This is a genomic window from Verrucomicrobiota bacterium, from assembly GCA_016200005.1.
Lineage (GTDB): Bacteria > Verrucomicrobiota > Verrucomicrobiia > Limisphaerales > PALSA-1396 > PALSA-1396.
In genome coordinates, this window is sequence record JACQFP010000047.1 from 49,600 (window position 1) to 72,667 (window position 23,068).

The window sequence follows — 23,068 nt, forward strand, 5'->3', positions numbered from 1 at the left end:
GACAGAGAAGAGACTCGGTTTCATGTGCTCTTTGAAGTGTCAAGGGTTGGTTACGGAGTCGCGACCTCCACGAATCGCTTGCAGCCAAGGACACCCGGGCCATCCAGGATCACCGGAAAAACGCCGGCCCTGCAATCCGCCGGGATGTCCAGGATCACCTCACTCGGGATGCGCACTTCACGATTCACATTCAGACCGGGCGCACGGAGAGTGGCGGTCGCCTCGCGCACGGCACTATTGCTCGCGGCCACAAGCTGGAAATCCAAACGCAGTTTCTGCCCGGGTCGCACAGCGGGCGGTTCGTTGAAGGTCACTACGGGATGACAACCGCTCTTTCGCAGGACGGCCACAAACCATCGCGAGTCCAGCGTCAGCAGCAGATCGTTAGTCGCCACCTCCAGCGAAGGGGCGCGAGAGGGACGGGTGTGGTTGACCGCGATGGATTGCGCCTTCAGAGTCTCGACATCGAACACAACGGCGGATTCCACGAGCGGCGCCAGCCCCGGAATGCGCACCTGCACCGGTCCCAGATGTTCATCCAAGCCGAGGGCCGGCTCACCATCCAGCCCGCTGGGGAACAGCCACGGCTTGTCCGAGTCAACGCGCGCGCCCACCAAGGCCCAGTGGTCCGAGCCGCGAAATAGCCGGCAGACGACGCGTTGCGGAGTTGCGGTCGGGTGCTCCTCGACCTCACCCTCAAGAACGGTCTCTTCCACCGGAAACCGCGCGCACCGCCACTGGCGTTCCCCCTTGCCCGTGCCACCAGCTAGGCCGCTCAACGATCCCCACACCGGACCCAACGGGCCATACAGGAACGGACGGTAGTTGGGTAGAGCCACGCGCATGAGCGGAATCTCTCTCGGGCAAAAGCTCTGGAGCGCGCCCTGGGTGTAAGGCGCGTAGAAATCCACGGGTGCTTCCGTCGTGAGCACTGCCTCCGGGTTCGCCTCCCGCACGGCCCGGCTCACCTTGCTCAGAAGCTGCCGCATGCCGTCATTGTAAACAAACGGATGCGGATGCTTGTGGGCGGGGTTGTAACACGGCAGGTAATAGAAACCCAGCGAGTCCAGCCGAACACCATCGGCACCGGTCTCGCGAACCAATTGGCCGCAACGGGCGGCCAGGTGGTCCTGCCATTCGACGCTCGCCGGGCATATATGGTAGAAACCGTGGTCCGTGTAGTTGCCCGTGAGGGATCCATTTTTGTTCATGATGGACCAGCGTCGGGCGCGACCATCCTTGGCCAGATCGCTCGTCTCATGGACAATGTATCCCTCGACATAGAACGTGAAATGAAATCCCTGCTGATGCACGCGGGCGACGCCTTCACGCAGGGCCGGTGCTCCGCCCAAGTCCTCGCGGAGCACGTTGTCACCAGTGGTGTGAATATAACTGAGCACGCCCTGCGAGTTGGTGGACACCGGAAACTGGCAGCCGCGGTCATGAAAGGCGAACTCCTGATTGTCAACCTGGTCCCGCAAGTAGGCCTCCCACAAATCGCGAAAACTGTCCATGGGCACCGCGCCCGGCATGAGGGCGCCGCCGCGTTTGCCGAACCACTTGCCGGTCCAACCGTCGGAATGGCGAAACCATTCTGGGAGCGGCGGCGGGGCGAAAGCCTGAGCGAACCAACTCCGGTATTCCCGCGCCACGGGCCGCCAGTCACCCCGGTAGATTTTGATCCACGCCGGCGGCAGCACCAGGCTCTGTCCCGGCTGCAATTCTTGCGCTGGAAATGATGTCACCCGCAACAACGCCGAACCGGCCCAGAAACGTTTATTGAGGACGTCCGGGTCCTGGATGATCAGCCCGAGGGCGCCGCCCGAATCCGGATCAAACACGGCATGCCATTGCATGGACCATTCATGCGAGTTGCCATAAACGCCGCCTTTGTAATCTTGGGCCAGGCCAATGTATCCCGCCTGATCCTGCACCGTGGCCAGATTCTTCCGCCGATTTTTTCCCGGCCAAACCCGGTTCAGAAACGGAAAGTCCACCATGACCTTCGCCGGCGCGGACCCGACATTGACCACTTCCAACGTCCATGCAGCGCTGCTGGCATTTGTGGCCACGACCTCGAGTCGGGTCTCCCAACGGTTGGCGGCATCGCGCGAAACCAGCCGGATTCCCCGACCCATGCCGCGTTCCACGCGCGACGCCGACACCACGCGACAGAACCGCGGGTCGCTGATGGTGGCGGCAATGTCGGCGGGGTCATCTTCCAACTCGAAAGGCCGGATGAAATCTGAATACAACCGGAAAGGGTTCCCGCGATTTGCGTGTTCCTTCAGGTAATCATCCTGGGTCGTCTGATTTCGCAACGAAGACAGGCAACCGCTGTGCCGATCGAAGACGATCCGCATTTCCGCGCTCTCGATTCCGATCTGATCGGCAGTGTCAATGAATTCAATTTGTCGCGCGTTTCCATTTCGATCCGCCGAACTTGCTGCCGCCGGGTTTGCCGAGGCCACCCAAGCTGCCAGGAGTGAAACCAGGGCCAGCCCGTGGGCCAGAATCCTCGCCAGGCGGTTATCTTTGCCCAAGCGGCTCCCTGCCCCGCTTGGATGCCGCCGGTTCATCGCATCGGCAAACCCAATGGTTTTGTCTTGGGCAACTTCCGACGACGAGTCGGCTGAGTGGTATTGGGCAATCATTTGGTCTGCCAAAGCGTAAGCGTTTAGTTTCCGGACACGAAAAGCAGGCTCTTCCCGCGCCCAAACCAGGTCAAGGCCGAACGCGGAGCGCGGCCAGTGCCGCCCGCGAGCTCAGTTGGAGTCCACGCTTTAGCGTGTCCCCTTCCGCGCGGACAAGCTAAAGCTTGGACTCTAACGTGTCCGGCTGCACCGGCACGCTGATCTGGAAATACCGCGCGTCATCCCCCGCGCCGGACAACGCCTGATTTTCTCTCAACTCTCAACCCTCAACTCTCAACTTCGCCTGAAACCCACCGTGGCCAGCGTGCGTCATGCCGCTAAAGCAGCAGGCAAAACTGGCAAACAGTGCCGAGGCTGGTGAAGCGAACTCACAACGGCGGTGGAGGCGAAAGCTTCCGTCCGCGCCCTTTTCTGAGTCTGAAAACGAAGAATTTACTTGGCTTTCCAATCCGATTCACTGAAGCCAGCCGCGACCATGACATTTCGGCAGAAGTTGCGAATATTGTCGGCGGAGAGGTTCGTGTTCACCCACCAGCCGTTTGGCAGCTGCCTTGAACGGCGGGGGAATTCCTTTGAAGAAAGGTGGGCCTGAAAGCGCCGGCTGATGGATGGAAACTGGGTCGTTTTCTCAGAAACAAACTTCACTGTTTCATATGCAACTTCACCCCAGGTTTTGACTTCGAAGGACGTGCCGCAGAGGGTTAGAGCCGTTGGCCGCACACCTGGTTGGTATGCGGGTGGTTGTCCAAGGGCAGGCCAGATTTCAAGAATTCTGTCCGTCAAATACTTTGCCCTGTCCTTGATTGCGGATTCGTTCCACTTGGGTATTTCCGCGGAAAAATAATCCGCGTTCAATCTGAGAGCGTGTGAAGCGAGTTTTTCCTTCTTTGTCGGAAATGCGCCATTTGAAAGTGACGAGTTCCACTCTTGCGTAACGAGAGTCAAATTCCCGAGCGTGTGCAGAAGGCCCCGCTGCATTGAATCAAGTTCTTGTCCGAGTTCCTTTTGCCACCAGTCATCGGGCGAGCGCGGCAGGATGTGTTCGATGGTTGGCGAGCCGTCAAGTTGAGTAAACCCGCCAGACCCCGAGGAAAGGTGGCGGTTAATTAAACCCAAAACCAGAGCAGTTTTTCTGTTGGTAACCGGGCTCCCGTACAGCTCCTCTGTCATCGCGACGCTGCGAATGCGGTCATCATCAGGATAATTCCTGTTGACCAATATTTCCCGAAATGAATCAACAAAGCGAACACGGTCAACTTCCTTCCAAAGTGTTGGGAACATCTTATTGAGGTAGTTGCTGGGCTCTCCGGTCAAGAACCGCCGAACCATGTAATTCTCGAGCGCTTCGAGCGCCGCTGCGAGTTCGTGCTCCTTGAGTTCTTTGGATTCGTGTGCATCTAGGAGGGCCAGCAGCAGCGGATAAGCCGAGGAACTATCCATCTTGTTCAGTCGCACAAGCTGTTCAGCGATTCCTGAGTCTGGCTTTGGTCTTAAGATGCCATCGTAATGCCGGGCGAATTTTCTCAGATTCTCCATTTCGGCGGAAAAAGCCGTCCGACTTGAATGTGTGGTTTCCATTCGATCTCGGAAGCGCGCATACACGTGGCGGACATCGCAGAGCACGCGTGTGTGCATTGCGAGGTAATTCCGCAGAAACGAAGTCATTTCGCCCAGACGTCCCACGCTTCTTTTTTCGTCGAGAAGCGACTCGATCGGAGTCCAGTGTTTCGTGAACAGCTCCTCTTGGTCAGTTGAGGAAACCTTCATCGCGATGTAATTCCGAATCAGGTCAGGCTGTGTGAGCGCCTTGCCCTTCGCGTTGAGGCTCTCAAATATTTTGTACGGTTTTTCGTCGTTCAAGAGATTGATGAACACCACTTGGAGACAGTTAACAAGAACGCTGAAAAATCGCTCCGGTTCGATATTTTCACCCTCGACTTCCAATTTGATTTTGGTGTGAAGATAGATGAAAGCCTTTGGAATATTTGACCGCGCGTTTACTATCTCATCCTCTTTCATTTCCAAGACGGCGACAAAGCACTGCCGGTCTTCGCATTTCGTCGTTGGGAGTACTTTGTATCTCAGGTCTCCTGTCTCGTCTGGATTCAACAGCATTTTCGAGATTTTGTTGGCGAGTCCTGGATTCGCCCCCTGCACTATCCGCTGCAACGACGAAAGCATCAGGGAGATCGTGATCAGCCGTTGCTGGCCATCTACAAGTTTGAGTGCGGGGATCGTCCCATTTCGTAGCCCGTCCTCAATTACGACCAGCGATCCCATGAAGTGCTCCGGCGGGTTGGCGTCTTGGTATTCGTCGTAAATTGCGAAACAGTCGTCGAGCAAAGTCTGCCACTCTTCTTTGCCCCATACGTACTCGCGCTGAAAGTGAGGAAGAACGTAGTGGATGTCTCCGCCACCACTGAAAACTCTGGAGACTTTGAGGCTGTCAGCTTTCATTCAAAGCAGTTTCGCAAGGCGAGTCTCCAATGGCAATCGTAAATGACGCAGCACGACCATTGCATCCGGCCACAACAAAATCACAAGCTCGGTAGGAGCGACATCGGCCAATATGTCGCTCCTGACGGAGCTTTGGAAAACTGGCTGCGCGAGCTACAAAGATTTCGCACCGACGGCGCTGCTCGCTTCACGCCCCGCCCGCGACAAATGATAACGCCAGGTCGCCATCCGCCTCCGTCCGACTTCGGCGAGACAAGCGGCGCGGAGAGGCAAAGCGCTTTCCAATTTTCCCTGCGCCTTTGCCTTGAAGCAGAAACACAGTCTCCACTCGGTACTTGAAGCCATTCGGCTTCTCTCCAACCATCCGCTTCATGCCGACACGACGAACGTTCTTGATCCAAGTGGCGGCCACAAGCGCCGCGCTCACGACGGGAGTTGCCGCCACGTCCAAGTCGCCGCGTCCCGCCAACGCCGTGGGCGAAAGCCGCCGCCGGCTGCTAGCGAGCATTGACTGCACGCAAGATCTCCCGCCGGAAAAGTACTTCGCCAACGGCGTGACGCGCGTCGTCGAGACTTCCGCCGGACGCTATCGCGAAGCGGACGGCAAGACCTCCGCGCGCTTCGGCTACCGGTTTGCCATCGAACATGATTTTTGCAATCCACCGGATCATGTGGACAGCATCGAACTTTCGACGCTCGCAAACTATCTTCGCAATTAAATGACCCGCGCCGGCATCCAGCCAATTCTTGAAGCCATTCCCGCCGCCCGGCAGGAAGACGCCCGGCATTACGGCGTGCATCCCTACTTTACCCGTCGTCCCGCCAATGTGGTGCGCGAATATGTCGAACGCTATTCGCAAGCAGGCGACACCGTGCTGGATCCGTTCGGCGGTACGGGTGTGACGGCCATTGAGGCGTTTTTGCTGGGCCGCAACGCCATTCAAAACGACCTGAATCCGTTTGCCAATTTTATCGCCCGCAATATCGCCGACACTTCTTTGCCTTCGACCGCCCCGCTCAAGCAGGCTTTTGAAAAGATTGAAAAAGCCTGTGCCAATGATTTGGCGGAAATTGCGAAGGATGAGACGGCTGCCCAGAAGTTTTTGAAGGAACTACCGCTACCGGAAAACATCCCCCTGCCAAAAAACTCCGACGCTGAATTCTTTTACGAAATGTTCACGCCACGCCAACTGGCTGGACTGGCCTTGATTAAACGGGAGATTGAAAAGCACTCCGAAGGTGCAGTGCGTGATTTATTGTTGCTGGCATGGTCGGCTTCCGTTGCCAAACTTAACAAAACTTTTCTTTCCGCCAAGGGCCGGGCGGCCAGCCGGGGCGGTTCAAGCATCTTCAGCATCTACCGCTACAAACTCGCCTCGCAATCTGTGGAGCTTCCCATTTGGGAAACTTTCCAAGGGCGGTTTACTAATATTCTTGCAGCCAAGAAAGAAGTCCTACACCTGCGCGATTACCACCGGAAACAATCCGACGGCAAGCTCAAGCTGAACAGCGATAAAAGTTTTCGCGTGCTTTCCCATGATGCCGCAACTTTGGACAAAGCTATCCGACCTGGCTCCGTGGATTACATTTTCACCGACCCGCCCTACGGAGCTTTCATCAGTTACCTCGACCTTTCGATTCTCTGGAATCACTGGCTCGGCTTTCCCGTAACCGACGAAACCCGCGAACAGGAAACCATCGTCGGTGGCGAACAGAAACATTCGGAAGACCATTACAAGCAAAGCCTCGCCCGCAGCATTGAAACCGCGTTCCACCTGCTGAAACCCGACCGCTGGCTCTCCATCGTCTTTCAACATTGGGACATCAGCTATTTCGCCACGATTCTAGAAACTGCCAGCGAGTGCGGCGGCGAACTCAAGGCCGCCATCACGCAGACCGGCGATGTCATCTGGTCCATGCACAAAAAGAAAAATTCTGCGAGCGTGCTGGCTGGTGAACTCATTTTGACGTTCTACAAACCGGCCAAGGTTTCCAAGTCTGGGCACAAAACAAAATCTCCCGAGATTGAAAATCCAAGTGCGGTGCTTTCCGAAGCCTTTGATGCCTGCCTGAATCACGGCACGAGCAGTTTTACCAACGAAGCTTTGTTCAATCAACTGGTGATGGAACTCTGGGAGCGGCGGGCGCTCGGCTGCCTGAACCTTGACCGTAATGAATTCATCGGCCAATTGGAAAAGCGCGGGTGGATTTACAACACGCGCACACACCTTTGGTCAAAACTCGGCCAAGGCAAGAGCGTCATTGGAGAAATGATGCTCTTCGAGGATTGAAATGCGCTCTCGCATTTCAACAATCACAAAATCACTTTTGCCCATCCGCGACAAGGTTTGGCGACAACTCGCGGAGACGCAAAGAAGCTCTCCAGTTTTCCCTGCGCCTTGGCGGCTTTGCGTTGAAGCAGAAACACAGGTTCCAGTCGGTACTTGAAGCCGTCCGGCTTCTCTCCAACCATCCTCTTTATGCCGACACGACGAACGTTCTTGATTCAAATGGCGGCCACCAGCGCCGCGCTCACGACGGGCGTTGCCGCCACGTCCAGGTCGCCGCGTCCGGCAAACGCCGTGGGCGAACGCCGCCGCCGGCTGATCGCGAGCATTGACTGCACGAAAGATTTCCCGCCGGAAAAGTTCTTCGCCAACGGCCTGACGCGAGTCGTCGAGACTTCCGCCGGACGTTATCGCGAGGCGGGCGACAAGAACTCCGCGCGTTTCGGCTATCGGTTTGCCATCGAACACATCGGCCGACCGCACGTCGCCGTGATTCGCTATCCCGACGACAAGCGCCGCTACATGTGCATCATGGATGGCACGTGCTACGATCTTTCGACCGGCGTCTTCACCGGCTGGGCGCAGCCGATCAGCGGGCGGATGTTGGAACTGCGCCAGGTCTTTTGGCCGCGCTGGAAGGATTGCAGCATCTCGTTTCTGACCTGGGGCGAGGGCGAACCCGCCGCCGTCGCGGGCATCGAGATTTACGAGCTGGACGAACTGTCGCCGCTACGCGTGCCCGGCGATCCGGGCGATGGCTCGCGTCGTGAGCTGGGCATTCAATACGAAGACCCGTGCGGCACGGGCGCGAGCGAAGGCGCGATGAACCGGTCCGAGTGGATCGAGCATCTCGTCAGCTACGCGCGGCACTCCGGCCAAAACCTGCTCGTCTATCCGCTCGCCTGGTATCACGGGCCGCAATTTCCCTCCGCTCGCGAGCCGGCCGATGGCTTCGATGTGATCGTCGGCGCCGACCGCAAACAATACATCCGCTGGACCACGCAACCGGCGGACTGGTATGCGCAACTGCTGGAGCGCTTCGGTCGGGAAGGCCTGGCCTTCCAGGGTTCACTCACGCTGCTGCGACTGGGCAGTCTCTTGAAAAAGATGAACGTGGACCTCGACGCGATCAAATCCGGCGCGGACACGTTCAACAACATGCTTTGGAACAATCAGGTCCAGGCCAGTCCACAAGACTGGACGCTGGAATACAACGTGCGGAACTTTTCGTCGAAGATCGCGGGCACGCTCAAGTCCACCGGCTGGGCTTACGGCGAGAAGCCCGGCGGCCCTTATCACGCGGGGCCAATGTTCAATCCGCTGCACCCCACGGTGCAGGAGGCGGTCATCGGGCTGGCGAAGGAAATCGCCGAACGCTACGCGCGCTTTCCCGCGTTCAAAGGCATCTCGTTCAACTTCTGGCACGCCACCATCCTGTGGTACGCCTCACTCCACTCCGGTTACGACGATTACACGGTGGCCCTTTTCCAAAAGGAAACCGGTATCGCCGTGCATGTGGACGCGAAATCGCCGGAGCGATTCGCCAAACGCTATGAGTTCCTCAACTTTTACTGTCAGCCTGCCTGGATCGAGTGGCGCTGCCAGAAAATCCGCGACCTGATCCGCCGCATCCGCGACGTGGTGGTGGCCGCGCGTCCGGACCTGCGCGTGACGCTCACCTTGTGGGACGAGACGACGATTCCGCAGTTGCGCGGCTTTGCGAGCGCGGCGACCCAACTCCACGCCCGGCCGAGCACGGCGGAGATTTATCGCGAGGGCGGCCTGGACTTCCGGCTCTACGAAAACGAACCGGGCATCGAGCTGGACCTGGGTTGCGGGAACCCACGCGACCGCGGCGGCCATCCGCCCCACTCGGCAGACGGGATCAACACGCCCATCGAGTCCGGTTGCATGTATCGCGACCACGATTTTCTGGACGCGGAGACGCTGGGCGCGATCTCAGCGCAGGCGCGGCCCGGCGCGTTCATCTTCAACTGCTGGGTCGAATCGTGGGGCGAGCACAAGTGGTTCGCCGCCGACCCGGACGACGCGCAGGCGAAGGCACTGGCGGTCATGGACGGCAAACCCGCCGAGGGCATTTTCCGCATCAACTCGCTCTATCCGCCGGACGGCTTCTGGTGGGATTCGCAGTTGCGCATCACGCCCGCGTTTCCCGGCGGCGTGCATTTCCTCGAACCCTACGCCCACGCCGTCGCCGAACTCGACGCCCTGCGCGTCACGCGCGGCGGCCTGTTCCTCGACAAGGCGCACAGCGAGGAACTCCGGCGCTTCGCCGCCGCCTATCGCGCGCTGCCACGGAAGAAATTTGAAACCGTCGGCGGCACGACTGATCCCGTCGCGGTCCGCACGCTGGTCCAGGATGGCAAACGCTACTTCTACCTGGTCAATCGCGATTACTATCCGGTGCACGTGGAAATCTCCTTCGACCGCTCGCCCGGGAAGTTGCAGGACCTGGCCACGGGCGAAAACTTGCACGCCCCGCGCCACTGGGAAATCACGCTGGCCCCGTATGAACTGCGTTCGTTCGCGGTCGCCCACGACGTTTGCATCACGGGGTTCACGCCGAAACCGCCGCCGGCCATTGCCGCCGCCCTGTTGGCGGACGCCCGCCAAGCCTTGCGCGACCTGGACGGCGCGCGCACCGCGGGCCGAGTCATTCCCGGCCTCGACGAGATGCGCCGCGAAATCGAGCACGCGACCGCCGTGCAGCGTCTGGCGTGGTTGCGCCGGGCGCTGACCAGCTACATCGTCCGCAAGTGCCGCGAAACCACGGCCGGAAAGAATTGAGATTCGTTCATCTTCCCACACGGACTGGGTGCTGAACGAAAGTCCGGAGGCTGCTTGGCTCGACTGGCTGCGGGCGCGCGTCGGACCCGAAACGCTGATCGTCCAGAACCTGTGCGGCTGGGAACGCCACGACGCCAACCTCTGGCGCCAGATTGACGCGCAGGTGTTCGGCCTCTACGGCTTCGCCAAGGCCGACGCGCAGACGACGTTGCCTACCGACAAGGTTCCGACGAATATCAAAAACATCGAACTGCTGCGCGAGGCTTACCACAGTCTTTGAGGTGCGAACCTCAATGCCGATGTCCTCGGCTCGATGCGACGGCAATCTCCTCTCCGAGCCTGTAAGCAGTGTCTCGAAGTTCCTCTGCACGGTGCTTGAGGATGGCGACCCTCTTGGCAAGCAACTCTGCTTTCTTCTCGGCCTCGGCATCCAAGAGGGTGAGCTTCAGGCTGGCGTCAAATGCGTCCATCTGCACCCGCTCATACTGCCGGAGAGCAAGGGACAAATCAGTTCCCCGAAAGCGCTGCTCAACGCTCACGGTTTTGCTCTCGCTGTCGCCGGCCCAGAGTGGGAGGACCGACAGCGCCGTAATACACCCAAGGATGTGGAGTTTGTTTTTCATGATTTTGGGTTTCTCGTTGTTTGTTTGTGGCGGTGCAAGTGGCCTAACGTCAGAATTCGGCGGCATGTCAACGGGATTTCTCCAGCTCAACAAAATCCTTCACCCGGAGTTCGTAGCCGGTCATGTCCATAGGGCGGCCTACAACCACGCTCAGGGTGATCTTATCCAAGTAGGCACGGTTAGCCAAAAAACTGACGACGACGCTCCCTGAACCTGACGGCTTCTCCCGCAATGGCGCGTAACCCAACAGGAACTTCTTTCCCTGTCTGATTTCCAGGCTCACGTGAATGAAGTCCTTCAACTTGCCCTCGGGCTTGAACTCAAGCTCCACCCAGACCTCGTTCGGGCCGTTTGCCTTTGATCGGATTTCCATGCCCAGTTCTTTTGCCCGCGCCTTGGAAACCTGCGCAATCTCCATCATGGCGAAGCACGGGCTGGTGGCGACTGCGAGGAGAACAGCCAAGACTGAGATTTTGAATATCGTTTTCATATAGACCTGACACCTAACGCAGACGTTTCTTAGAAACTTTCGCGCAACAGCGCCGCCTGACCAGTTAGGCGTCTCGATTCCTATGGCGATAAACAATCTCAATGATGTGGGCGACCCCCACGAAACCAAAGAAGCCAAAGAAACCAGTGAATCCGAACAGACGCTGCCAACCAGGAATGAAGCCGAGCGCGCCGAAAAAGCCGAGAACCCCCAGAAGGGCAATGGGGGCGACCCTCGGAGCGAGGGGTGACTTGAAGCTACGAAGGCCAGCGATGTCAATGTTCTGTTTCATAGTGGCGTGTGGATTATTTCGGGCCGCCAGCGCCGTGATCACGGTCCGTAGGTCTGAATCTGGCCATCGCGTTCCCAGTCCTCCTGGTATTTCAGGCCGGAGGAGCCTGCTTTCCATTCGCTTCCAACTTTGACCATGGGCTGGACAATAAATAGCGGCGTTCCGCCCCGGCCGTCCTGCAGGGAATCGACATCCAGCCTCACCTTCAGTTCCGCCTTGTCATCGGCCAACACTTTCTTTGCCACGATTTGCATCCCCTTGAGAGAGGCCCACTTCGTTTTCTTGTCATGTTCAAAGTCTTCGCGTTGTTTCTTTGGATCCCCTAAGTCTTCTGGACTGGTTGGACTGGCGGACGCTTGGGCTGCTTCAAACGTGCCGTTAATCGCAACCCAAGTCACTGACTGAAGGGCAGCTTCCGGCGTGGCGTAACCTACAAAAGCCAATTGCTCTTTTGAAATATAAGCGCCGACATTGCCTTCGGGTTGGGCAGCGTTCGGTGTACTCGCGGATTGCTGGCTGACACGCTGCTTCTCGGCGTCACGCTGGCGGCGCAACTGACCGACCTCGTTTCGCAAACGTAATAGTTCGGTGGTGTTTTTCTGCAAACGTTCGAGTTCGTCCTTGTTGGCTTGTGCCGCCGCCACGGCTGCTTCGAGATCGGTCGTCAATGTTTGCTTCTGCGCAACCAGTCTTTGGTTGTCAGCGCGCAGGTTGTTGGTTTGTGATTGCTGAACAAAATATGTCCCAGTTCCGGCGAGGACCGCCGCGCTGACAATGGCGGCGACGGCTTTGGCATTGATCCAGTTCATGGTGGAGATGGTTGCAACAGTTGTGGCAGAAACCGTGCCCGCAAGAACGGCGGCGGTTGAAATCGAGGCAACAAGTCCAACCGGCGCGGCTTGGACGGCGTTGGCGGAAACCGCGCCCGCGATGGCCGCGCCCGTCAGCGTCACGCCGCGTTTGGCGAAGAGGCCGCGCAGCCGTTCCAGCGCGCGACTGACCCGTTTCTGCGCGGTATCGTCACTCACACCGAGAGACAGGCCAATTGTGCGGAACTCCTGATTCTTGAAGAAGCGCAGCAACAGCGCGTCGCGGTCGGCTTCGACCAACTCGCCCAGGGCGGCATCAAGGTGTGGGGCGATGTGTTCCCAGACGGCATCGGGTTCGGCGGAAAGCAACTCGTTCATGGTGGCGGCCTCCTGTTCGCGGGCGCAACGGCGCACCTCGCTGCGGACAACCTTGGTCGCGAGGTTTTGTGCGGTGCGATGCAGCCAGCCGGTCAAGACCGGATGATCCGTGAGTTGCCGGGCTTTCTGCGCCAGCGCCACGAACACGCCTTGGGTGACGTCCTCGGCCAGGGGCGCGTCGCGAACCAAGCGCAACGCGGCGGAATAGACGAGGTCAATATGCCGCCGCACGAGTTCCGCAAACGCCGCCTCCGACCGGCGCCCGGCGTAATCGCGCAATAGTTGTTGGTCGGTCAGCCTGTTCACTCATTGAATAGTACCCGCCACCGCTCAAATCCGACAGGGAAAGGAGAAAATCCATTTCGACGGCGCGCACTTCCGCCGCGACATCGCGGCCAAAGCTTTTGACGAGTTGAAGTGACGAGGCTCAAATTGTTTGACCGCGAACCACGCGAATCTTGGTTCTTTGGATTACTTCGGGCCGCCAGCGCCTTGCATCTTGTTCATGATGTCCTTCACAACTTTGGCCTGAAGAGCTTGCTGCTGGCGGTAGTTTTTTAACTGGGTTTCTGTCAAGAGAGGCTCCAGTGCCTTGGCTTTCTGGTCCATAGCCCACTGCATGGATTCAGCCTCTGCCGCTACGGGGTCGCCGGGGGCTTGTGGATTGGTCGAGGGTGGCCTTGTGCTGCCGATGAATTGGTTGTAGTTCGCCTCATATAACGCGGCATAAACCCGGTCCAATTGTTCCGCGGTCAAGCCGAGGGTGGACTGCATTTGCAGCAGTTCTTGGTTCGCCACCAGACTTGCATTGTGTGCGGCTTCTTCCCGTTGGTAGGCGGGATAAGACGCTTGCTGGTCGGGCGTCAACAGCCCCTTGATTAGCTCCTCCGTATTGCCTGTTTCCTTGGCCAATCTGGCCAGCTCTTCCTTGTTAAATTTTCCGGAAACGCCCTGCTGCATCCCCGCCACCATTGCCTGCGTTTGTCGCATCAGGATTTCACGAACTGCTTGGGTTTGCTCTGGAGTCAGATGCAGGCTGGCAGCCATTCGCGACAAGCGGCCTTCCATCTGTTGCTCCGCCCTCTGTTTCATGGCGTCAGCCATCGCGCCGCTGACCGGGTTGTTGGTGGCCTCGCTGGCCTGTTGTGCAAGTTGGGATCGTAATTGCTCTGCCTCTCCAATTGCCCGCCGGGCCACCCCGGCCATGCCGCGTAGCCGCATCAATTCGGCGGTATTCTCGGGCAATCGTTCCTTTTCTCCTCGAATCGAGGCGAGTTGGTTCCTGGCTTCGTCGCGCTCGCGTTGCAACTGCTGGATTTGTTCGGCCAATGGCGCTTGCTGTTGCTGAAGCGTCTGGATTTGCTCGCGCAAACGTGAGACCCGATGCGTTTCGTATATTACAAGGGCGACGGTCAGGGCGGTTCCAATGATGGTCTTTTGCAGTGTAGTCATAGCGATGGTTTTGATGGCGGTTGCAGTTGCGGTGGCGGCGAGGGTTGTTCCGGCAAGGGCGGCGGCGGTTGAAATCGTGACGGCCAATCCGGCCGGCGCCGCGTGGATGGCGTTGGCCGTGAGCACCACGCCGAGGCTGGCGGCGCTCGTCGTCACACCCCGGCGCTTCAGGAATTCCTCCAGTTTCTCCAAGGCGCGCGTCACTCTCATGCGCGCGGCGTCTTCGTTGCTGCCCAGCGCCTGACCGACCGCGCGAAAATCCTGCTGCTCAAAAAATCGGAGCAGGATGGCGGTGCGATCCGCTTCCCCCAGTTCATTGATGGCTTCGTCGAGCAGCGGCGCGACCTGGGAGAAGTCCGCCTCGGAGTGGTTTTGCAGCGTATTCATTTCCACGGCCTGCCTTTCGCGGGCTTGGCGACGGCGTTCGCCGCGCAAGGTGTTGGCGGCCACAAAGCACGTGTGCCGGTGCAGCCAGCCGCCCAGCCGCACGTCGGTGGGCAGCGTCCGCGCCGCGCGGGCCAGGTCCACAAAGACGGTTTGCGTCACGTCCTCCGCCTGATGCGTGTCGCCGCCGACCAACCGGAGGGCCGTCGAATAAACCAACCCCACGAAGCGGTTGACCAGTTCGCGGAAGGCCGCGTCCGAGCCGTGCTGGCGGTAGTCGGCAAGCAACTGTTGGCTGTCCGTCATGTTCACTCAGCAGTAAAGACCCGCTGAAGGGGCAAACCGAACAAAAAAATTGAGCTGTGGCGCGCGCCTCTCATTTTTTTGCCCAGTGCTGAGACGAACTCCGACTCAGATTCAGTTTGCGCCGTTCTCCCTCACCCGAACCCTCTCCCGCTGGGAGAGGGGACGGCGAGCGCACGCCCTTCGATTTGCGGATGGCTGCCGCGCCAATCCAACCGCACGAGCCGCCACGAACCGGTGAATAATGCTCCCTCTCCCAGCGGGAGGGCCGGGGTGAGGGAGAGCCTGCGAAACACTTGCCACCTTCGGCGTCACTGAAAATGTCAAGGGAGCAGAGATGTCTTGTCCCCCAGCCGAACGCCGCGTAATGATTTCAACGGCCGACAGGTGAATTCCATGATCTGGCTTCGAACTTTGGTTTCGCGCGGCGCTCTCGGAGCGATGACGACCGGTTGGCTTTGCCTGACTCCGTGCGGAGCGGCGCTGGCCGCCGGGGCTGCAAATCTGTTGGTGCCGCTGCCCGCCGGAGAAACCGCCCTCACCGACATCGGGCTTTACCAGGTCTGGTGGCAGTCTTACGGCGGCGAGCCGGTGCGGATGCCGGTGTCGTGGACGGGGCATGCCGATGAGCGCACCGGCATTTCCTACAAGCCATGGGGCCGCGTCTTTGGCCGCGAGGCGTTGCTGATCCACTCGCCGTGGCGCGTTCCGCCGGGCCGCACGTGGGCGGAATATCAACTCGCGTTGCCGCGCCTCACGCCCATCAAGCTCTCGTTCGGCATTGTCATGGGGCCGGACGCCGGCGTGCAGGAGAAAAGCGACGGTGTGGCTTTCTCCTGCTACCTGACCGCCGACGGCGTGGAGCGCGAGTTGATGCGCGAACATCAGGCCACGGACAAATGGAAGCAATTCGACTTCGATCTTTCGCCGCACGCGGGCAAGACGGTCAAGCTTCGCCTGCAAGTCGAGCCGGGGCCGAAAAACAATCCGTCCTGGGACTGGTCCTTTTTCGGCGACGCGAAGCTCAGCGTCGGCACGGGACAGGATTCGCGGGACGAATTGCTGAAGCGCTTCACCGCTACCCGCGCCTACACCGCCACGTCAAAGGCGAGCCTGCTGGCGTTGAGCAACTCGGCCAACAATGGCGTCGTCCCGTCGAACCTGCTGCCGTTCTCAAACAAACTCGAACGCACCGCCGACGGCTGGCGCTTCAGTTACGTGGGCGCGGACGGTCCGGTGACGTTCACCTTCACTCCAGCCACCGGCACGCTGGACGATTTCACAGCGCAACTCGGCAAGGGACGTCCGTTCCTGCCCGCAACCGGCGGCGGGGCAACTATTGCACAAAAACGAGAGAACAAGACGGAGGAGATTCCGGCCCGCGGTGGCCGGGCGGCAGAAGTTCGTCGTGAGGGCGACACGCTGAACGTGGTTTGGGAATACGATTTGCCGGGTCAGCCGCTGCGCGTCGCGTGGAGTTACCGGATGCAAGGCAAGGCGCTGGTGGTTTCGGCGCGCTGCGACAAGCCGGTGATTAGCCGCTTCAGTCTCGGCAACGCAGCCGCACCACTGCGCCGAACTCTGACCGTGCCCTATCTGCCGGGCGTGGTGAACTACTTGGCGGTGGAGGGAACCTTCGTCTGCCGTTACTTGGATTGGACGCAATCCCACGCCTCAGAATGTCCACAAGGCGAAGTCACCTACCAGCTCACGACGGCCAGCAATCGCAACGCGCTCGTCGAAACCGGCTACATTGCCATCTCGCCGGACGTGGGCGAAGTGCTGCCGAATATTCCGCATCCGCCGTCGCCATTTCTCGGCGTGCTCGGCCCGCGCATAATGCTCGACATCTGGGGTCACAGCGAAGGTACTTTTGCCGGTGACGCGCGGAAGTTGCGTGAACTGAAAGATCATGGCGTGGATCACCTCGCCATCATCCAGCACGCCTGGCAGCACTACGGATACGACGTGAAGTTGCCGGATCATATTCCCGCCAACCCGGCGCTCGGCGGCGATGAGGCGATGAAACTTTTCGGGCAGGCCGCCAATGAGTGCGGCTACCTCTGGGCGCTGCACGAAAATTATCTCGATCTCTACCCAGACGCCCCAAGCTATGACGCCACGGCGCGGGTGTTGCAGGCCGATGGTTCGCCGTCGCTCGGCTGGCTCAACGAGGCCACGAAAGTCCAGGCCTTCGGGATCAAGGCCGGGCGCATGATCGGATTCGCAAAGCAAAACTCGCCCGAAGCCCACGCCCGCTACGGCACCACCGCCGCCTATCTCGACGTGCATTCCTGCGTCCCGCCGTGGCATCAGCTCGATCACGATGCCACGCAACCGCAGGCGGCGATGATGTCGTTGCGCGTGCAACGCGAGCCGGAATTGTTTCAGTTCGAGCGCGACACACACGGCGGCCCGCTGTTTGGCGAAGGCGCAAATCATTTTTATTGGGCGGGCCGCTGCGACGGCGTTGAGGCGCAGGTGATCGGCGGCGACGACCACACGCCGTTCCTCGATCTGGATCTGCTGAAACTCCATCCGCAGATGGTGAATCACGGCATGGGTTATTACGAACGCTGGTATCGTCGCGGCTACGGGATCGCGTGGGGCGTGGATGCCGGCAGCCCGCGCAGCCTCGACCAATATCGCGCGCAGGAACTCGCCTACGGCCACGCGGGCTTCATTGGCAACCCGCTCCCCGACCGCGTCCAATACGTCTGGCGGGAACACAATCTCATGCACCCGGTCCAACGCCTCTACGGCACCGCGCGCCCGGTCGAGATTCGCTACCAAGTGCAGGAGCGCTACGTGACCGGCAGCGCCGCGCTCGTGGCCGGCGATACTTCGCGCCAGCGCATTCGCTACGCCAGCGGTCTGACGCTGTGGGTCAATTGGCGGAAAGAGCCGTGGCGGGTGGAAGCGAAATCCCCGCGACACTTTGTTCTTCCCCAGTGGGGCTTTCTCGCCCTTGGCCGGGGCACCGAAGTCGCCACCGCGTTGCATGATGGCTTGCTCGGGGATTACGCCGAGTGTCCTGAATTCATTTTCGCCGACGCCCGCACGCACTTCGACCCAGTGGATGCCGGCCAGCGGAAGATGATTGAGCCGCGCCTCCGCGAGTTTCGACATCTCGATAGCAACCGTGCTCAAGTCACCTACGAATGGATCGTCAAAGATTCGCTCGACGACGATTTTATCTGCTATGTCCACGCTGTGAACGAGCGCGCACCGGCGGCACAACACATCGTTTTCCAGCAGGATCACGCCCTGCCCCGCCCGACGAGCCAGTGGCGCAAAGGCGACGTGATCGTGGATGGGCCGTATGAGTTCACCGTCAGTGACAAGTTTGATGACTACGATCTCGTCGTCGGCCTTTACAAACCCGGATCCCCGGTCCTCCGTCTGCAAGGAGTGGCTGACCGCCACGGTCGCGTCCAGATCGCAAAGCTGCGCCTTCAGAAACAGAACGGCCAGGTGACGGCGATTACTGCCGACTCAGTCACCCGCGCGCCGTCCGGCAGCGACGAGGACTTCACGGCCCACACGAATCCGCCCGGCACCTGGCTGGATTTCGGCAAAGTCGCCACGGACGGTTCGCTCAAGATCAACCGCGAAGCGAACCGCCTCGTCGTTTTTCCCTATCCGCGCGACAAATCATTTCGCGCCTCCCTCGATCTCAAAGCCCTTGCCCCCGCCGCCAAACGGACGAAGGTCCAGGTCCACGCGCTCGCTGCCGAAACCCAGCGCGATCTCGGTCCGGTTGATTTCAAACTGGAAAGCGGACGGCTGTTATTTACCTTCGCCACGCGCGGCGCGGGCCGCTACGTTGTGACGTGGTAGTTTTACGAAGTGTTGCGGGCCAGACCGCCGCGTTGTACTTTTTACGAACCGACCGGCAAGCACGGCGATCACGTGCCCGAGCGGCTGGAGCGTGGCATCGCCTTGGTGTTCGGTCGCCTTTTGAAACAGTCAAACCAATTAAGTAAAACATATATGCGAAATCTTTTTGCCATCCTGATTGTCATTGTTTCAACCACCGTCGCGACCTTCGCAGTGGATCCGCCCTCCTCAGTCGCCAACTCCGAGCGCGAGCTGATCGTCCCGCACGAAGTCATCCAGCTCTTCAACGGGCGCGATCTTTCGTCGTTCTACACCTGGCTGGTGGATTCTCATCGCGAGGATCCGCACCGGGTTTTCTCGGTCGTGGACCAGGTGGATGGCGCGCCGGCCATCCGCATCAGCGGACAGCATTACGGCGGTCTTTACACGAAGCAGCGGTTCGCGAACTACCGGCTGGTGGCCGAATTCCGGTGGGGCCTGGCCACCTGGGGTGCCCGCACCAACGCCACCAAGGACAGCGGGGTGCTTCTACATTGCTCGGGCCGCGACGGGAATTATTTATCCAAAACTTTCAACGGCCCTTGGATGCGCTCATACGAATTTCAAATCATCGAGGGCGGCGTCGGCGACCTGCTCGTGCTCGGTGGCTACGAACCGGACGGCACGGTGCAGAAATACTTCGCCACCGCCACGGTGACAAAGGACCGCGACGGCGAGCCTTGCTGGGACGCGAAGGGTGTCGCCAAAGCGTTTGAAACCGGCCGCGTCAATTGGTGGGGTCGCGACCCGGATTGGGCCGACAAACTTGGCTACCGCGGCCGGCAGGATGTGGAAAGTCCGGGGGGAGAGTGGACACACATCGAAGCCATTTGTGCCGGCGACACACTCGATTATTTTGTGAACGGCAAGCGGGTGAACCAAGCCACACAGCTCAGCCACAAATCGGGCCAGTTGATTTTCCAATCCGAGGGCGCGGAGATTTTCTTCCGCCGCATCGAACTCCATCCACTGCCGGCGGCGAAGTAATGAGGAATCGGCGCGATGCTCTGCTGGTGTTCCCTCTCCCCCTCGCAAGGGGAGAGGGTCAGGGTGAGGGGTTAAGCAAAGTTGCTGGACAAAGAGTTGGCTCATGGCCGCACGACTGTTCCCTCTCACCCCGGCCATCTCCCCCTCCACGGGGGAGAGGGAGAACCTCTCGCCCAACTCCAGGTGCTGTCGTCCATCGAGCGGCCTCCTCAGTTTCTTCTTGGTTCACGCGGAGCTGGAGCTCCGCGCTCCTATGGATGCGGATTCGCCGCACAGCCATTTTCACGGCGCTTTTCTCGGTCCTGGGTTCGATCACCCCTCGCGCCGCCGAAAGCCCGCTTGCCGCGGTCTTCACCGATCAACTGCCGGGGCACGACGCAACTCTGAGCCGCGAGATTGCCACGCAGGTTGCCGGGGCGGGATACCGCGTCCAATTCATAGGCGTCGCGACGCTCACCAACAGCTCCGCGCTCTCCACGCAGAAGCTCGACCTGCTCGTGTTGCCCGGCGCGCGATCGCTGCCGGCCGTCGCCGCGCCCGCCGTCGAGAATTATCTCCATCAAGGCGGTGATTTGCTCGCGCTGGGTCTGCCGGCGTGGGAGGACGCACTGTTCGAGTTGAATGCGAGATGGCTTTCGCGCGCGAACTTTGAGGCCGGTATTGCGGCGCAAAAGCCCGAGCAAATCCTGTTCGATTTTGCGAAGGCCGACCTAGGCCAGTGGCGGCGCGCGAGCGACAATCCTGGCACACACACAAGTCACGAAATCGTCGCGAGCGAGGGTGGCAACACTTTGCATGTCGTGATCGCGAAACTTACGGGTTGGGACACGTTCATGAGTCCGCCGTTGACGAACGCCTTTCCCCCGGGCCACACGCTCACCTGTTTTCGCGCCAAGGGCGGACTGCGGACAAAGCAACTTGCTCTTGAATGGACGGAGTCCGACAGCTCGCGCTGGATTGCGACCGTGGAATTGACGACGGAATGGAAAAACTACGCGCTGACACCCGAGGCATTCAAGGCGTGGGAGCCGCCGCCAAGCCGGCGCGGCAAACAGGAACGTTTTCAACCCAGGAATGCCGCGCGCTTTGTCGTGGGTCTGGCACATTCGCACACGCCGCAGGTGGGCGAGCAAAATGATTACTGGTTCGCCGGTCTTGGTACCGCGCGGAGTCCGTTTGGCGAGGCCAGTCTCCCGGACGAAATCAAATCGCCGCACCTAGAATCGGTGTCGCCAGGCTATTTGTTTTTTCCAATCGCCACGAACGTTGTGATTTGTGAAGCGAACGGGACGTCGGCTTTCCGCGCGCATTGGGAATCCGCCACGGCCGGAACAACCGCATCGCCTGGCCTGCATCCACGTCCGCGCGGAGTGGGGTTCAATCAATACCGGCAATATCGCTGGGAACCATTGCTGGAAGCCCACGATGCCGCGACCGATGATTACCGCGGAGCGGTCGCGGCGCTTTTGGTTCACGTGCAGCCACCATTTCGCGGCGGGGTTTGGGCAACGTTTACCCCGTCTGAGGCGGGCTTTTATCGGCAACCGCTTGTAACGAATTGTCTGCGGCAAACGCTCGCCCGCATGAGACGTGGAGTTTTTCTGGCCGAAGGCGGCGCGGAATTTTTCACGACATTTCCAGATCAGCGCTTCAGCGTCGGGGCGCGCGCGGCGAACTTCGGACGCGAGGCCGCGACGAATCTTTCCGTTTCGGTGGAATTCTGCGATGAGCACGAGAAGAGCAATCGAGCGGTGAAGCAAGCGAAGTTCGCGCTCGCTCCCGGGGCGCAGCATACGGTCGAAGAGATAACGCAACTTCAGAACAACGAGGAAAACCATGTGCACGTTACGCTGCGCGCGGGTGATGTTGTGGTTGATTCGTTGAGCCACGAGATTGGCATCTGGCAACCGAAGCCGAAGCCGGAATTTATCGAGGCGCGCGACGGTGGCTTCTGGCTGCGCGGAAAGCCTTGGGAGATCAATGGCGTGAATTACATGCCGTCGAGCGGCATCGGATTAGCGAACTGGCAGCACTTCGAACACTGGGTTGGCCGCGGCGCGTACGATCCTGAAATCATCGAGCGCGATTTGCGCCGGATGCAGGCGATGAATCTTAATGCGGTGAGCGTGTTCATCCACCACGAGTCGCTCGGCGCCCAACACATGCTGGATTTCCTGCGCCGTTGCCAAGCGCACGGCGTGCGCGTCAATCTTTCGCTTCGCCCTGGCACGCCGCTGGATTTTCGGTGGAACGAAATCCGGGAGTTGATCGAGCATTACCGACTTGCCCAGAATGACACCGTGTTTGCTTACGATCTCGCTTGGGAGCCGCGGCATGAACCGTCGGCGTTGAAATCGGATTACGTGAAACCTTGGTCGGAATGGGTGCAAAAACGCCTCGGCAGCGTGGATGCGGCGCGAAAGGCTTGGGGCGTGGGCGAGGAATTCAAATTTGAAATGTCAGATTTGAAATCACTTCCATCGCCGCCGATGAAATGGTTTACGCAGGACGGTCCGTGGCGAAAGCTCGTGGCGGATTACCGGTTGTTCCTCGACGACTTGCTGCGCGAAAAATACGCCGAGGCGCGGCGACTGGTGAAGTCCATTGACCCGAATCACGCCGTCAGCTTTCGCATGCAGCACGCGGGCGACCCGACTTTCAACTGGGACGCTTTTCTGCCCTACGATTTTTACGGACTGGCCGACGCGGTGGACATCTGGGAGTCGGAAGCCTACGGGCGCATCGGCGATTGGGAGCGGGTGAAGCCCGGTCGCTTCACCGCCGACTACGCGCGGCTGTGTGATGCCAGAAAGCCAATTGTCTGGGCGGAGATGGGCCACTCGGTTTGGAACAACCAGACGATGTCGCCGTCGGTCGAGCAACTGGATTTTCAAGCACGCTACTTCCACGATTTTTACCGGATGATGACCGAGTCCGGCGCGGACGGGATTTTCTTCTGGTGGTATCCGGGCGGCTACCGGCTGAACGAACGCAGCGATTTCGGCATCATCAACCCCGACGGCACTGACCGGCCGGTGACACGAATCATCCGCGACGAAGGCGGAACATTCCTCAAGGCTCGCAAGACCGGCACGAAACCGGATTACTGGATTTCTGTGGATCGCGACCGAGATGCGCGCGGGCTGTTTGGCATTTACGAAACGGTCAAGGACGAATACTGGAAAGCCATCGCCGCCGGAAAAACACCCGGACTTAAATGGACGAAGCAACCTGGACAACCTGCGACAGCGCCATGAATTGAGC

At 59.6% G+C, this 23,068-nt stretch carries 14 protein-coding genes; 7 read left to right on the top strand and 7 right to left on the bottom strand.

Annotated features, from left to right (window positions below; translation table 11 throughout):
- Positions 1-50 precede the first annotated feature (50 nt).
- Together HY298_16745 and HY298_16750 are read right to left on the bottom strand one after the other, a co-directional pair.
- Entirely contained in the window at positions 51-2,654 is a 2,604-nt protein-coding gene (locus HY298_16745) for a hypothetical protein (protein ID MBI3851906.1), read from the bottom strand.
- Positions 2,655-3,086: 432 nt separating this feature from the next.
- Positions 3,087-5,111 carry a DUF262 domain-containing protein gene (locus tag HY298_16750; GenBank protein MBI3851907.1) on the bottom strand — a complete coding sequence of 675 codons (2,025 nt, stop codon included), beginning with the start codon at positions 5,109-5,111 and terminating at the stop codon, positions 3,087-3,089.
- Positions 5,112-5,482: 371 nt separating this feature from the next.
- Between HY298_16750 and HY298_16755 the strand changes: the two genes are divergently transcribed.
- The 4 genes from HY298_16755 (at position 5,483) to HY298_16770 (ending at position 10,487) form a co-directional block, all read left to right on the top strand.
- Positions 5,483-5,830 (top strand): hypothetical protein, encoded by a 348-nt coding sequence (locus HY298_16755; GenBank protein ID MBI3851908.1) that lies wholly within the window; start codon positions 5,483-5,485, stop codon positions 5,828-5,830.
- Positions 5,831-7,402, top strand: coding sequence for a hypothetical protein (locus HY298_16760; protein ID MBI3851909.1), 1,572 nt, complete (start codon positions 5,831-5,833; stop codon positions 7,400-7,402).
- 189 nt (positions 7,403-7,591) lie between these two features.
- Positions 7,592-10,207: a family 10 glycosylhydrolase gene (locus tag HY298_16765; protein MBI3851910.1), complete on the top strand. Its 2,616-nt coding sequence runs from the start codon at positions 7,592-7,594 to the stop codon at positions 10,205-10,207.
- A gap of 28 nt (positions 10,208-10,235) precedes the next feature.
- Positions 10,236-10,487, top strand: a complete 252-nt coding sequence (locus HY298_16770) for a hypothetical protein (protein ID MBI3851911.1) — start codon at positions 10,236-10,238, stop codon at positions 10,485-10,487.
- 10 nt (positions 10,488-10,497) lie between these two features.
- Here the strand turns inward: HY298_16770 and HY298_16775 are convergent, their stop codons facing one another.
- The 5 genes from HY298_16775 to HY298_16795 form a co-directional block, all read right to left on the bottom strand.
- Positions 10,498-10,830, bottom strand: a complete 333-nt coding sequence (locus HY298_16775; GenBank protein MBI3851912.1) for a hypothetical protein — start codon at positions 10,828-10,830, stop codon at positions 10,498-10,500.
- Positions 10,831-10,897: 67 nt separating this feature from the next.
- Positions 10,898-11,320 (bottom strand): hypothetical protein, encoded by a 423-nt coding sequence (locus HY298_16780; GenBank protein MBI3851913.1) that lies wholly within the window; start codon positions 11,318-11,320, stop codon positions 10,898-10,900.
- A 64-nt stretch (positions 11,321-11,384) separates the two neighbouring features.
- Positions 11,385-11,654, bottom strand: coding sequence for a hypothetical protein (locus tag HY298_16785; GenBank protein MBI3851914.1), 270 nt, complete (start codon positions 11,652-11,654; stop codon positions 11,385-11,387).
- Positions 11,651-13,105: a sigma-70 family RNA polymerase sigma factor gene (locus tag HY298_16790; protein ID MBI3851915.1), complete on the bottom strand. Its 1,455-nt coding sequence runs from the start codon at positions 13,103-13,105 to the stop codon at positions 11,651-11,653. The genes HY298_16785 and HY298_16790 overlap by 4 nt, the downstream gene beginning before the upstream one ends.
- Positions 13,106-13,270: 165 nt before the next feature.
- The gene (locus HY298_16795; GenBank protein MBI3851916.1) at positions 13,271-14,941 is read right to left on the bottom strand and encodes a sigma-70 family RNA polymerase sigma factor; all 1,671 of its coding nucleotides are present in this window, start codon (positions 14,939-14,941) and stop codon (positions 13,271-13,273) included.
- Positions 14,942-15,334: 393 nt separating this feature from the next.
- On the opposite strand from HY298_16795, the gene HY298_16800 reads away from it, so the two are divergent.
- From HY298_16800 to HY298_16810, 3 genes are all read left to right on the top strand, one after another.
- Complete coding sequence (locus HY298_16800; GenBank protein ID MBI3851917.1) at positions 15,335-18,778, top strand: hypothetical protein; 3,444 nt, start codon at positions 15,335-15,337, stop codon at positions 18,776-18,778.
- A gap of 153 nt (positions 18,779-18,931) precedes the next feature.
- Positions 18,932-19,804 carry a DUF1080 domain-containing protein gene (locus HY298_16805; protein MBI3851918.1) on the top strand — a complete coding sequence of 291 codons (873 nt, stop codon included), beginning with the start codon at positions 18,932-18,934 and terminating at the stop codon, positions 19,802-19,804.
- Positions 19,805-20,061: 257 nt separating this feature from the next.
- On the top strand, positions 20,062-23,061 hold the full coding sequence (locus tag HY298_16810; GenBank protein MBI3851919.1) for a beta-galactosidase: 3,000 nt from the start codon (positions 20,062-20,064) through the stop codon (positions 23,059-23,061).
- Positions 23,062-23,068 lie beyond the last annotated feature (7 nt).